The following is an 11,543-nucleotide window of genomic DNA, read 5'->3' as shown; positions in this document are numbered from 1 at the left end:
GCGTGCAGCGCCGCGACCAAGCCTTCAAGCTCCGTCACCCGCGCCAGCAGAGCCGTGTTCTCGCCGCGCACGGTCGCGATCTCGGCGTCCTTGGCGGCCAACAACGACACGACGTCGTGTGCTGCTTCCCGGCCTGACCCCATGATCAAAACCGTAGTGGATCACCGGTGGCGACCACCGCCGACCTGTCACTCAGGCTGAACAGCTACGGCCGTTGGCGTCGATTCCGTTGGTCAGCACGTGCCCGCGAAGACTGTCCTGATCCGCTGACTCGACCATGTTGGGCGGGTCGTGAAAGTACGTCACCCCGGTGAAGCCGAGTAGCCGGAGCAGCGCGTCCCGGGCGGCGTTGGCGCCGGCCAACTCCTGATGTGTCTCACCGAAACGCGTCTCCAGCGCGTCGGCGGCCTCGAGCCGCACCGAGATCCCGCGCGCGTCCAGATGGGGTGGCCGCCCGGACACGCGTGGCAACGCCTCGACCAATGCCGGTGCGTCCGGTCGGAATTTCACGGTGTTGCCGTCCGGCTCGGGCCCTTCGCGAGGGCGGTCCGGATACCGGATGACAAAATATCCGCGCAACAACATGTAGGTCATGGTGCGCCCCTAAGTACCGAATCGGCCCACTCATGAATCGGTTCCGGCACACCTCCGTTACGCATCGGGACGTGCGTTGTCGTCGGTGGTGCGTGCTGTACTCCGACGTATGGATCAAGTCGTGCTGGACGCCGTGGCCGCGATCGAACACCGGGACTGGGCGGAGCTTCGGCGCGTGCTGCACCCGTACGTGCGCTGGTCGACCCCGGAGGCGAAGTTCCGGGGCCGGACGAAGGTGCTGGCACACCTCGCCGCGTACCCGCCCGTGCCCCCACCAACCACCTACGAGCTGTGCGACGGCCAGATCTACCGCTGGACGGTCGCTCCGGAGTAGGGATGCGGAGGCACTTGGACGTACGCATCGGCGAGTCGCGTCTCCCACCGGGGCGGCAGTCGGCGTTGCCGGCCGAACGTGGTCTTGAGGTAGTCGCGTCGCCCGAGCGCGGTCATCGTCTCGCGCCAGCGCTGGACCGACCAGCTCACCAACATGGTCGTCCTGAGGGCGGCCTGCGCGACCGGGCTCGCCTGTGGAAGAACGAGGTGACACTCCTGCCAGAAGTCGTCCTCCGTGGCCGGCACTTGCTCGGGGAGTTCGACCGGCCATTCGATCGACACGATGTTGCTCTTGACGAGCTGCTCGTCGATGGTCCGCTTCTCGTACGCCGATCGGGTCAGGCCGATCTCGCCGAGGGCGTCGGGCAAGGCGACCGTCGACCTGCTCCAGTCGGGGGTCGTCAGGGACGCGGCTTCTCCGAGCGCGGTCAGTATCGCGACGGCTCGGGTGGGGTCCCAGCCGACAATCGCACGCTGGCGTACCAGCTGAAGAAGCTTGCGGGCGATCGACAGGTCGGGGTCGGACATGGTGATCGGCATGACCCACGCGCCGGTGCCGATCCCGTTGGTGTCGACGTGCCAGACGGCGACCGACTCATGGCTCTCCGAGTCGGAGCCGTGACAGACGACGACGTGTCCGATCATGGCGCGACCGTCGTGGGCTTCGTGAGGGAAGGGCTCGGCTGCGCGCGCCCTCCCATCTGCGCCAGGAGTTTCTCGAAAGCCTCGGTGGTGATGATGGGTATCCCGTATCGGCGCGCCTTGCTCGCTTTTCCGGATAGGGAGTCGGGATCTGCGGCGACCAGCAGTCGGGTATTCCGGGTCGGACTAGTTTTCGACACCGTCAAACCGTGGTCGACAGCCCGCCGCTCCCATTCCTTACGACGCCCGGCCATCTGCCCCGTGAACGCGACGAGGTCACCCGGTCTCAGGCGGAAGGTGCCCCATCGGGTCGTCTCCCGGCTTTTCTCCTGTGCGACGCGACCGGCGATGTCCACATCGTGCGAGTTCAGACCCAGGAGGTCGGCCACGGTGAGGAGATCGTGACGCTCGTCGTCGGTCACGACACCGTCTTGCCAGGCTGCGGCGGCCAATGCCACCAAATACTGGCGGTGCAGTTCCATGGCGTCGGTGAATGTGAGATCGAGTGCGTGAGCGACGTCGATGAGCGCGTCTTGCTCGCTTGTCGAGAGATGACGGTCGAGCAGCGCGCGATCGAGAAGCGCCAGGTAGTCTCGGCGCGTGGCGGGTACTGCACTCGAGGGAGCCGGTCGATCAGGCGGGCCAGGAACGCCGCGGGCCGCACGTCGGCGGATTGCCGGGTACAGGTGCGCCCACACCCGGGCGGAAGGGTCGGCCACACGTCCTGACGTGCCGCGACAAACAGGTCTGACCAGGGCTCGGGTGGGTTCGTGGCCCGGATGAAGTGGGTCAGGAGACCGGCGCAGGCCCGCGCGTCGTGCACAGCCGAGTGCGGCTCGAGATGGTCGATGCCGGCAGAGGCGCAGCAGGCGGCCAGGGACCGGGCCGCGTTGTCCAGGTATCGACCCGAGAGGCTCATCGTGCAGATGCCGCGTTCGTGGTGGAGCGGCACCTGGGCGCCGATTCGGAGAAACTCGGAGGTGAGGAATCGAAGGTCGAAACTGAGATTGTGAGCGACGACGACACGGCCGGCGAGTCGTTCCGCGAGATCGCCGGCGATATCGGCGAACGTCGGGGCCCTGCGGATGTCACTGGCCCGGATGCCGTGAATGTGCTGTGGTCCGAGATCCCGTTCCGGGTTCACCAGAGAACACCACTCGTCGACCAGTGTTCCCTTGCGATCGACCAGTACGACGCCGATCTCGACAATGCGGTGGTGGTACTTCGGCGACAGCCCGGTCGTCTCTGTGTCGACAACTGCGTACTCGGCGTTGGACATGCTCACCTTTCTCGAGCTGATTTGCTCGACTGCGGCGCTTTGCGGTCGTCTGCCGAGCGTTCAAACGGGCGTCGCGGAAATTCTCGACCTCGTTGCAAAGACTGTGCCGATCGATGCCGTGTCGTAATGTGTGAATGCCTGTGACCGGATTCCGGTGGCGAAGCGCCAACAGACCTTCTCGAATCCCGGAGACATTCATCAGCCCGGATGAATCGGACATTCCGGAGGGCGCTCGTCCCGCTGGACGAGCGGCTGACCGTGCGCAGCCTCGCGCGACCGCTGCGTGATCGGCTTTCCCGATCGCGTTCGCTGGGGTAGGAATCGGGGTGGATCGGGCGAGTGTCAGGAGGCTTCGATGAAGAAGATCATCAATGACCCGTCGAGCGTTGTCGCCGAGTCGTTGCGCGGTTTCGAGATGGCCCACTCCGACCTGGTCAAGGTCGTGCCGGACCCCGCGGTCGTCGTGCGGGCGGACGCGCCGGTGCGGGGCAAGGTGGCGGTGATCTCCGGCGGCGGCTCCGGTCACGAGCCGATGCACGGCGGGCTCGTCGGGGCGGGCATGCTCGACGCCGCCTGTCCGGGTGCGGTGTTCACCTCGCCGACCCCCGACCAGATGCAGACCGCGATCGAGCACACCAACGGCGGCGCGGGCGTGCTGCTGATCGTCAAGAACTACACCGGCGACATCCTCAACTTCGAGACCGCCGCCGAGTTGGCGCAGGCCGAGGACGTCGAGGTCCGCACGATCGTCATCGACGACGACGTCGCGGTGAAGGACTCGCTTTACACCGCGGGCCGGCGCGGGGTCGGCGGCACCGTGCTGCTCGAGAAGATCGTCGGCGCGGCCGCCGAGCGGGGCGACGACCTGGCCGCCTGTCACGCTCTCGCGGAGCGGGTCGTGGCCAACGTCCGGTCGATGGGCTTGGCACTCGCCGCGCCGACCGTTCCGCACGTCGGCGAGCCGAGCTTCGACCTCGCCGACGACGAGATGGAGGTCGGCATCGGCATCCACGGCGAGCCCGGGCGCGCCCGGATGCCCGTGGAGAACGCCGACGGGATCGTGGCGCGGCTGCTCGGGCCGATCGTCGAGGACCTGCCCTTCGCCGAGGGCGACCGGGTGCTGCTGTTCACCAACTCGATGGGCGGCACCCCGCTGATCGAGCTCTACCTCGCCCACGGGATCGCCGAGCGGCTGCTCGTCGACCGCGGCGTGGTGGTGGAGCGGCGGCTGGTCGGACCGTTCGTGACGAGCCTGGAGATGCAGGGGATGAGCCTCACGCTGCTGAAGCTGGACGACGAGATGCGTGAGCTGTGGGACGCGCCGGTGCGCACCGCGGCACTGCGGTGGGGGAGCTGACGTGGGTTGTTCCGCGGAGGACGTGGCCAAGGCGGTGCGCGCGGTCGCGGCGGTGGTCGCCGAGCACCGGGTCGAGCTGATCCAGCTGGACCGCGCCATCGGCGACGGCGACCACGGCGAGAACCTCGACCGCGGGTTCGGCTTCGTTGTGGCCAAGCTGGACGAGGCCACGCCGGACACCCCGGCCGCCGTCCTGAAGCTCGTCGCCACCACGCTGATCTCGAAGGTCGGCGGCGCGGCCGGGCCGCTGTACGGGACGGCGTTCCTGCGCGCGGCCACCGCGCTCGGTGACGCGGCCTCGCTGGGCCCGGCGGAGGTGACGGCGGCGTTGCGGGCCGCGCTCGGTGGCGTCGTCGCCCGCGGCAAGGCCGAGTTGGGCGACAAGACCATGGTCGACGCGCTGGGCCCGGCAGTACACGCCGCCGCCGACGCGCAGAACTCGGTCGCCTCGGTCCTGGACGCGGCGGCGAGCGCCGCGGCCAAGGGCGCGGAGTCGACGGTGCCGCTGGTCGCCCGGAAAGGCCGGGCGTCCTACCTCGGCGAGCGCAGCGCCGGCCACCTCGACCCGGGCGCCCGGTCGACCTCGTTGCTGCTGCGCTCGTTCGCCGACTCGGCGGCGGGCTCGTGACCCGGGTCGGCCTCGTGGTCGTGTCGCACAGCGCGCGGCTCGCCGACGGGGTGGTCGAGGTGGCCGCCCAGATGGCACCCGACGTGCGGGTCGTGGCCGCGGGCGGCACGGAGGACGGCGGCATCGGCACCGACTTCGACGCGGTGTCCGCGGCCCTCGGTGAGGCCGACGGCGGTGCCGGGGTGGTGGTGCTCTACGACCTGGGCAGCGCGCGGATGGTGGCCGAGATGGCCGTGGAGTCGGCGTCCGGCGCCGTCCTGGTCGACGCGCCGCTGGTGGAGGGCGCCGTGGCGGCCGCGGTGGCCGCGCAGAACGGCGCGGGGACGGCCGAGGTGGCGGACGCCGCCCGAGCGGCGGCCAACCCGGAGGCCGAGGAGGAGCCGGCGCCCGAGGCCGAGGACGAGGAGGAGGTGCGGGTGACGCTCACCAACGAGATCGGCCTGCACGCCCGGCCGGCCGCCCTGGTGGCCCGTCGAATGTCCGAAGTGGACGCGAAGGTGACAGTTCGGTTCAACGACACCATCGCGGACGGCCGCAGCGTGTTGGCCCTCATGGCCCTGCGCGCCCGCGGCGGCGACGAGGTCCGGGTCTCGGCGTCGGGCCCGCACGCGGCCGAGGCACTCCGCGCCTTCCAGGACCTGGCCGCCCGCGACTTCGACGAATGAGGCGCCGGTGAAGTTGGGAAATGGCAAGGTGTTCCGCGGCCGGTTCGGGAGCCGTACGGTCAGCGTATGTCTTCCAGACCCCTGCGCCGCGTTGCGTCAGCCGCGGTATTGATCAGTGCCTCCGCGTTGGTGGTCGCGCCCCAGGCGGCGGCCGCCCCATCCGCCGAACCGCCGCATGTTCAGGGCACCCGGACCGTTCCCGTCTACGACTACGCCGACGCCATCCGCGAGAGCGTATGGGTGACCACGAACCTCGACAACGACCGGGACGGCGTGCCCGACAAGGTCGCCGTCGACCTCGTTCGACCGCGGGAGACCGCGCGGGCCGGGGTCAAGATCCCGGTGATCATGGACGCCTCGCCGTACTACCAGTGCTGCGGCCGGGGCAACGAGAGCGAGCTCAAGGAGTACGCCGACGACGGGACCGTCACGAAGTTCCCGCTCTTCTACGACAACTACTTCGTGCCCCGCGGGTACGCCTTCGCCGCGGTGGACTTCAACGGCACCAGCCGGTCCACCGGCTGCGGCGACGTCGGCGGGCGCGAGGAGATCCTCGGCACCAAGGCCGTGATCGACTGGCTCAACGGCCGCGGCCGGGCGTCCTACGCCGACGGCACCCCGGCGCGGGCGGACTGGACCACCGGCAAGGTCGGGATGATCGGCAAGTCCTGGGACGGCTCGGTGGCCAACGGTGTGGCGGCGACCGGCGTCGAGGGGTTGGAGACGATCGTGCCGATCTCGGCGATCTCCAGCTGGTACGACTACTACCGCGACAACGGCGCGCTCTACACCGCCGACTTCGGGCCGGCGTGGCTGTCCGGGTACGTCAACGGCCGCCCGCCGGAGGTGTGCCAGCCGCTGCGGGACGAGCTGCTGGCCGGGTCGGAGAACGCGACCGGCAACGTCAACGACTTCTGGGCGGAGCGAAACTTCGTGCCGGACGCGCGGAAGGTCAAGGCGAGCGTCTTCATCTCGCACGGCATCAACGACCTGAATGTGGAGACCAAGCACTTCGCCCAGTGGTGGGACGCGCTCGCCGAGCGTGGTGTGCCGCGCAAGATCTGGCTGGGGCAGCCCGGGCACGTCGACCCGTTCGACTTCCGCCGCGCGGAGTGGGTGTCGACGCTGCACCGGTGGTTCGACTACTGGTTGCAGGGCCTGCACAACAACGTCATGCGCGAGCCGATGGCCACCATCGAGCGGGCGCCGGACGTGTGGGTGAACGAGTCGACGTGGCCCGCGCGCGGGGCGTTCTCGCTGCCGGTGTCGCTGGGATCCGAGGGGACTCTCGGGCTGCGTCCCGGCCACGGCATCGAGACCATTGTGGACGATCCGGAGCTGTCGGAGCGGGAGGCGGTGTCGGACCCGAACGCCTCGGTGCCCGGACGGTCGGTGTTCCTGTCCGCGCCGCTGTCCCACGACCTGCGGATCAGCGGCACGCCGACGGTGACGCTGCGGATCCGGGTGGACAAACCGACGACGGAGCTGTCCGCACGGCTGGTCGACTACGGCACGGCGCCGCGGATCAACTACCTCGCGTCGGGTGTGGGAGTCCGTACCCTGGCGACGGAGTCGTGCTGGGGAGCGTCCACAGAGGACGATGACGCCTGCTACCGGGACACGGTGAAGAACGTGACGACGTCGGATCTCGCGGTACTGACCCGAGGCTGGGTCGACGCCGCCCACCACGACTCGCTGACGTCGCCGCGGCCGCTGCGGCCGGGCAAGTGGTACACGGTGACGTGGCGGTTGCATGCCCACGACGCCGTGCTGCCGGCCGGCCGGGTGCTGGGCCTGGTCCTCACCCTGAGCGACTCGGACTTCACCCTGCCGACCACGACCGGCGCGACGGTGGACGTGGACCTTCGCCGTAGTCGGCTGAACCTGCCGGTGTCCCTGCGCCCCGGTGCGACGGCGCTGCCCGACGTGACGGTGGCCCCGCGGATCTCGGCCGAGGCCCCCGCCACCCCGGAGGAGCGGACGGCCGCACGAGAGGACCGGTGGACCACCTTCCGCTGAGCTGACGCCCGGGGGCCGCGCGTTCGTGGCCCCCGGGGCATCGGCCGCCGCCGCACGTCACGGGACGACACGGCGATGTGGTGGGTCGGCATGGCGACGTCACGGGACGACACGCGATGTGGTGGGTCGGGATGGCGACGTCACGGGACGACACGCGATGTGGTGGGTCGGGATGGCGACGTCACGGGACGACACGCGATGTGGTGGGTCGGGATGGCGATGTTGTGGGGCGGGGTTCCGGGTGCGGTGTTCTGGGGTTGCATCCGGTACCTGGGTACGGGCTTACTGTGGGGGCATGACCACGGAATGGGTGCCCCAGGCTTGCACGTTGCCGACCGCCGAGCGGCCGTTGCGGGTGGCGGAGTTCGACGGCCTGTTCGCCTCCGCCGTGCGGGGCGTGGACCGGGTCGCGGGCGGGTTGCGGCTCGCGCTGACGCCGACGCCGGAGGTCGCCGCCACCGTGGCCGGCCTGGCGGCGCGCGAGACGGGTTGCTGCTCGTTCTTCACGTTCACCCTCACGGCGACCGCCGGGGCGCTCGAGCTCGGGATCGCGGTCACCGACGGCCACGACGATGTCCTTGACGCGCTCGCCGCCAGGGTCGGCACGTGAGGAGCGGCGAGGTCGCGGCGGCGGCCGGGGTGAACCCGCAGACCTTGCGTTACTACGAGCGGCGCGGCCTCCTCGCCGAGCCCGACCGCACGCTCGGCGGGCACCGCGTCTACCGACCCGAGGCGGTGACCGTGCTGCGGGTCATCAAGGCCGCCCAGCGGCTCGGGTTCACGCTCGAGGAGCTCGCCGAGCTCCTCGCCCTCGGCACGCACCGGCACGGCCACGCGGAGGCGGGGTTCGCGGCGCGGGCCGAGGTCAAGCTGGCCGAGGTGGAGGCCCGGATCGCCGACCTGAGCGTCATCCGCGACTCGCTCCGCGCGGCCCTCGCCGCCGGCTGCGCCGACCTCATCACCTGCGCCCGGACCCCCGGCTGCCCGCTGCCCCTCGCCGAGCTCGGGCCGCCGGGACCAGAGGGGTACCCGTGGTGATGCCGCCCGGTTGAGGCCCCGAACCCGTCGTCGGGGACGTCGGGCTCCCTGCGGCTCACGCTGCTCGACCGGGCCGCCGCGCTCGTGTTCGACCGCGGCGTCGACGCGCTGAGCCTGCGCAGGCTCGCGGCCGAGGCGCACACCTCGACGACCGCGGTGTACTCGCTGTTCGGCAACAAGGCGGGCCTGCTCGACAGCCTCTACCGGGAAGCCGCGCGGCGGTTCGCGGCGCGGCTCGCCACGGTCGGGGTCACCGACGACCCGGCCGCGGACGTGCTGCGGCTGGGCGTCGCCTACCGGGACTACGCGCTGACCGACCCGCACCTGTACTCGATCATGTTCACGCAGCGCACGGCGGACCTGGACCTGGACCTGGACCTGGGCGACGAACCCGGCGACGAGGCCGCGCAGACCATCCAGCCGCTGGTCGAGGCGGTGCGCCGCGGCCAGCGGGCCGGCCGGTTCGCCGACGTGCCGGCCGAGCGGATCGCGCTGTGCTGCTGGGGGATCGCGCACGGCCTCGTGTCGCTGGAGCTGACCGGCAACCTGCCGCCGGGCCTGGACATCGAGGCGGGCTACGAGGACGCGCTCCGCGCCATGATCATTGGTTGGGCGGGCTCTCGGTGAGGGCGGGCGTTATCGTGCGTCGTCGGCCCCTGTCGAGATCGAGGCCACTCGTTCGTCATCCTCTCGAGAACGTGAATGGAGGACGTCCGTGCAGTACATGTTGTTGATCTACGACTGTGACCGGCCGGTGCCCGGCGACCCGCGGTTCGAGGAGGCGTTGGTCGCGGTCAACGCGTTCGCCGACGAGTGCCGCCGGCGCGGCGCGCTGGTGTCCGGACACCCGCTGGAGCAGGAGAGCACGGCCACCACGGTGCGGGTGCGCGAAGGTAGGACCCTGATCACCGACGGGCCGTTCGCCGAGACGCACGAGCATCTCGGCGGCTACTACGTGCTGGAGTGCCGCAACCTGGACGAGGCGCTGGAGCTGGCGGCGATGTGCCCGATGGCGGCGGACGGGTCGATCGAGGTGCGGCCGATCGCCGGGGTGCCGGGTCTGGACCACTCGCCGGCCGACCTGGCGGCCACCGGCGAATGAGCAGCGCATGATCAGCGCCGTGACCAGGGCATGACCAGGGCATGACCGCCGCTCCCGCCGTGGAGCGGGTGTACCGCGAGCACCGCACCCGGATGCTGGCGGCGCTCGTCCGCGCGCTCGGCGACTTCGAGCTCGCCGAGGACGCGTTGCAGGACGCGTGCGCGACGGCGTTGCGGCGCTGGGACCCGACGGTGCCGGACGACCCGGTCGCGTGGCTCCTGACCGTGGCCCGCAACCGGGCGATCGACCGGCTGCGGCGCGCGCGGATGGCGGTCGCCAAGGAGGTGGGCGCGGCGGTCGACGCGGAGGAACGGCGACCGGCGATGACCGAGTACGGCTTCGAGGACCGGCTGATCGGTGTGGGTGACGAGCGGCTGAGCCTGATCTTCACCTGCTGCCACCCGGCGCTCGCCGAGGAGGCACGGGTCGCGCTGACGCTGCAGGCCGTGGTCGGGTTGACCGCGGGCCAGATCGCCCGCGCGTTCCTGGTCGGCGAGGCGACGCTCGCGCAGCGGCTGGTGCGGGCCAAGCGCAAGATCCGCGCCGCCGGCATCAGCCTCGAGGTGCCCGCGGACCACCTGCTGCCGGACCGGCTGTCCGGGGTGCTGGCGGTGGTGTACCTGATCTTCACCCAGGGCTACACCGGCGAGGACCTGCTGCGCGCGGAGGCGATCCGGCTGGGCAAGCTGATCGCGAGCCTGATGCCCGACGAGCCGGAGGCGCTCGGGCTCGTCGCGCTGATGCTGCTGCACGATTCGCGTGCCGCGGCCCGCTACACCCCGGCCGGCGACGTGGTTCTGCTGGCGGACCAGGACCGGTCGCGGTGGGACGGCGCGGAGGTCGCCGAGGGCATCGTCGTGCTGGGGCAGGCGCTCCGGTACGGCACGCCCGGCCCGTACCAGCTGCAGGCGGCGATCGCGGCCGTGCATGCCCAGGCCGGGTCGGCGGCGGACACCGACTGGCCGCGGATCGTCGCCCTGTACGCGGAGCTGCGCACGGTCGCGCCGACCCCGGTCGTGGCGCTGAACCACGCGGTGGCGGTCGCGATGGCCGACGGTCCCGCGGCCGGGCTGGCGCTAGTCGAGCAGATCGAGGGGATCGACCGCTACCACCTGCTGCACGCCACCCGCGCCGACCTGCTGCGCCGCCTGGACCGGGTCGAGGAGGCGGCGGCGGCGTACCGCCGCGCCCACGAGCTCGCCACCAACCCCGCGGACCGCCGCTTCCTGGCCGGCCGCCTCCTCGCCCTCGACACCCCGTGAGACTCGCGATCCTCGCGGTCAGGACGGGACCCGCTGCCACGCCGCCCGGCCCAGGAACGCGAGCCACCGGGTCTCCTCGTCGGCGTCGGCCGGCGGGGTCAGCTCCGGGCCGAAGAAACCCGGCCGGCGCATGACGTTGTGCCTGGCCCACTCCAGCGACCCCGGGATCAGCGACCGGTCCAGCCGCCCGGTCGAGCCCACCGCGTGCCCGATGTCCCACGCGTGGGCGAGGTGGTCGGTGGTCAGCAACGTCACCACCGCCGACACCGGCACCTCACCGAGCCCGGGGATCGCGGTCAGCCGGTCGAGCGTGTCCCGGGTCAGCGTCGCCTCCGCGGCCGCGCGTGCCTCCCGAAAGGTCGCGACCGGGTCGTCGCCGGCCATCTCGCCCGGGTGCGGCGCCCCCGGCGCGCCCGCGAACACGGTGTACTCGTCGCCGGTCGCCCAGGCGCGCAGCTGCTCCTGGCCCCAGACCACGTGCCCGGCCACGTCCCGGACCGTCCACTCGGCACACATCGACGGCGCGTCCCACCTGTCCGCCGGCACGGTGGCCAGCACCGCGTCGAACCCGTCCTGCGCGCGCTGGTACCGCTCCATCGTCTCCATCGCCGATCCCTTCCTCAG

Annotated in this window: 15 protein-coding genes; 10 read left to right on the top strand and 5 right to left on the bottom strand. The window is 71.2% G+C overall.

Going from position 1 to position 11,543, the window contains the following annotated elements; genetic code table 11:
• Window positions 1-192: 192 nt before the first annotated feature.
• Window positions 193-594, bottom strand: a complete 402-nt coding sequence (locus tag GEV28_RS24500; RefSeq protein WP_291414522.1) for a hypothetical protein — start codon at window positions 592-594, stop codon at window positions 193-195.
• A gap of 121 nt (window positions 595-715) precedes the next feature.
• Between GEV28_RS24500 and GEV28_RS24495 the strand changes: the two genes are divergently transcribed.
• On the top strand, window positions 716-928 hold the full coding sequence (locus GEV28_RS24495) for a hypothetical protein (protein WP_291414521.1): 213 nt from the start codon (window positions 716-718) through the stop codon (window positions 926-928).
• Here the strand turns inward: GEV28_RS24495 and GEV28_RS24490 are convergent.
• The 3 genes from GEV28_RS24490 to GEV28_RS24480 are packed head-to-tail and all read right to left on the bottom strand — an operon-like array spanning window position 901 to window position 2,848.
• Window positions 901-1,572: a DUF6218 family protein gene (locus tag GEV28_RS24490; RefSeq protein WP_291414520.1), complete on the bottom strand. Its 672-nt coding sequence runs from the start codon at window positions 1,570-1,572 to the stop codon at window positions 901-903. The genes GEV28_RS24495 and GEV28_RS24490 overlap by 28 nt on opposite strands.
• Window positions 1,569-1,991 carry a BRCT domain-containing protein gene (locus tag GEV28_RS24485; protein ID WP_291414518.1) on the bottom strand — a complete coding sequence of 141 codons (423 nt, stop codon included), beginning with the start codon at window positions 1,989-1,991 and terminating at the stop codon, window positions 1,569-1,571. The genes GEV28_RS24490 and GEV28_RS24485 overlap by 4 nt, the downstream gene beginning before the upstream one ends.
• Entirely contained in the window at window positions 1,988-2,848 is an 861-nt protein-coding gene (locus GEV28_RS24480; protein WP_291414517.1) for a 3'-5' exonuclease, read from the bottom strand. The genes GEV28_RS24485 and GEV28_RS24480 overlap by 4 nt, the downstream gene beginning before the upstream one ends.
• A 355-nt stretch (window positions 2,849-3,203) precedes the next feature.
• On the opposite strand from GEV28_RS24480, the gene dhaK reads away from it, so the two are divergent.
• From dhaK to GEV28_RS24435, 9 genes are all read left to right on the top strand, one after another.
• Window positions 3,204-4,205 (top strand): dihydroxyacetone kinase subunit DhaK, encoded by a 1,002-nt coding sequence (gene dhaK, locus GEV28_RS24475; protein WP_291414516.1) that lies wholly within the window; start codon window positions 3,204-3,206, stop codon window positions 4,203-4,205.
• Between the two features lies 1 nt (window position 4,206).
• Complete coding sequence (dhaL, locus tag GEV28_RS24470) at window positions 4,207-4,833, top strand: dihydroxyacetone kinase subunit DhaL (RefSeq protein WP_291414515.1); 627 nt, start codon at window positions 4,207-4,209, stop codon at window positions 4,831-4,833.
• Complete coding sequence (gene dhaM / locus GEV28_RS24465) at window positions 4,830-5,498, top strand: dihydroxyacetone kinase phosphoryl donor subunit DhaM (RefSeq protein ID WP_291414514.1); 669 nt, start codon at window positions 4,830-4,832, stop codon at window positions 5,496-5,498. The genes dhaL and dhaM overlap by 4 nt, the downstream gene beginning before the upstream one ends.
• A gap of 66 nt (window positions 5,499-5,564) precedes the next feature.
• Window positions 5,565-7,517 (top strand): Xaa-Pro dipeptidyl-peptidase, encoded by a 1,953-nt coding sequence (locus GEV28_RS24460; RefSeq protein WP_291414513.1) that lies wholly within the window; start codon window positions 5,565-5,567, stop codon window positions 7,515-7,517.
• 295 nt (window positions 7,518-7,812) lie between these two features.
• A complete protein-coding gene (locus GEV28_RS24455) occupies window positions 7,813-8,127 on the top strand; it encodes a hypothetical protein (RefSeq protein WP_291414512.1) in 315 nt (104 codons plus the stop codon).
• Window positions 8,124-8,555: a MerR family transcriptional regulator gene (locus GEV28_RS24450; protein WP_291414510.1), complete on the top strand. Its 432-nt coding sequence runs from the start codon at window positions 8,124-8,126 to the stop codon at window positions 8,553-8,555. The genes GEV28_RS24455 and GEV28_RS24450 overlap by 4 nt, the downstream gene beginning before the upstream one ends.
• A 48-nt stretch (window positions 8,556-8,603) precedes the next feature.
• Entirely contained in the window at window positions 8,604-9,182 is a 579-nt protein-coding gene (locus GEV28_RS24445; RefSeq protein ID WP_291414527.1) for a TetR/AcrR family transcriptional regulator, read from the top strand.
• A gap of 88 nt (window positions 9,183-9,270) precedes the next feature.
• On the top strand, window positions 9,271-9,657 hold the full coding sequence (locus tag GEV28_RS24440; RefSeq protein ID WP_367115172.1) for a YciI family protein: 387 nt from the start codon (window positions 9,271-9,273) through the stop codon (window positions 9,655-9,657).
• 41 nt (window positions 9,658-9,698) lie between these two features.
• Window positions 9,699-10,919, top strand: a complete 1,221-nt coding sequence (locus tag GEV28_RS24435) for a DUF6596 domain-containing protein (protein WP_291414509.1) — start codon at window positions 9,699-9,701, stop codon at window positions 10,917-10,919.
• Between the two features lie 18 nt (window positions 10,920-10,937).
• Here GEV28_RS24435 and GEV28_RS24430 read toward each other — a convergent pair whose 3' ends face one another.
• Window positions 10,938-11,525, bottom strand: a complete 588-nt coding sequence (locus tag GEV28_RS24430) for a TIGR03086 family metal-binding protein (protein WP_291414507.1) — start codon at window positions 11,523-11,525, stop codon at window positions 10,938-10,940.
• Between the last annotated feature and the right edge of the window lie 18 nt (window positions 11,526-11,543).

The sequence above is a fragment of the Actinophytocola sp. genome (assembly GCF_009379765.1).
Classification (GTDB): Bacteria; Actinomycetota; Actinomycetes; order Mycobacteriales; family Pseudonocardiaceae; genus Actinophytocola.
The sequence above is the reverse complement of the archived record's forward strand: the minus strand, read 5'-3'. Positions and strand labels throughout refer to the sequence as shown.

What these genes read in the sequence shown, in the direction of transcription:
- GEV28_RS24460 (WP_291414513.1), top strand. Translation starts at nt 5,565, where the DNA reads ATGTCTTCCAGACCCCTGCGCCGCGTTGCGTCAGCCGCGGTATTGATC.
- GEV28_RS24430 (WP_291414507.1), bottom strand. Translation starts at nt 11,525, where the DNA reads ATGGAGACGATGGAGCGGTACCAGCGCGCGCAGGACGGGTTCGACGCG.
- GEV28_RS24480 (WP_291414517.1), bottom strand. Translation starts at nt 2,848, where the DNA reads ATGTCCAACGCCGAGTACGCAGTTGTCGACACAGAGACGACCGGGCTG.
- GEV28_RS24500 (WP_291414522.1), bottom strand. Translation starts at nt 594, where the DNA reads ATGACCTACATGTTGTTGCGCGGATATTTTGTCATCCGGTATCCGGAC.
- GEV28_RS24455 (WP_291414512.1), top strand. Translation starts at nt 7,813, where the DNA reads ATGACCACGGAATGGGTGCCCCAGGCTTGCACGTTGCCGACCGCCGAG.
- GEV28_RS24490 (WP_291414520.1), bottom strand. Translation starts at nt 1,572, where the DNA reads ATGATCGGACACGTCGTCGTCTGTCACGGCTCCGACTCGGAGAGCCAT.
- GEV28_RS24435 (WP_291414509.1), top strand. Translation starts at nt 9,699, where the DNA reads ATGACCGCCGCTCCCGCCGTGGAGCGGGTGTACCGCGAGCACCGCACC.
- dhaK (WP_291414516.1), top strand. Translation starts at nt 3,204, where the DNA reads ATGAAGAAGATCATCAATGACCCGTCGAGCGTTGTCGCCGAGTCGTTG.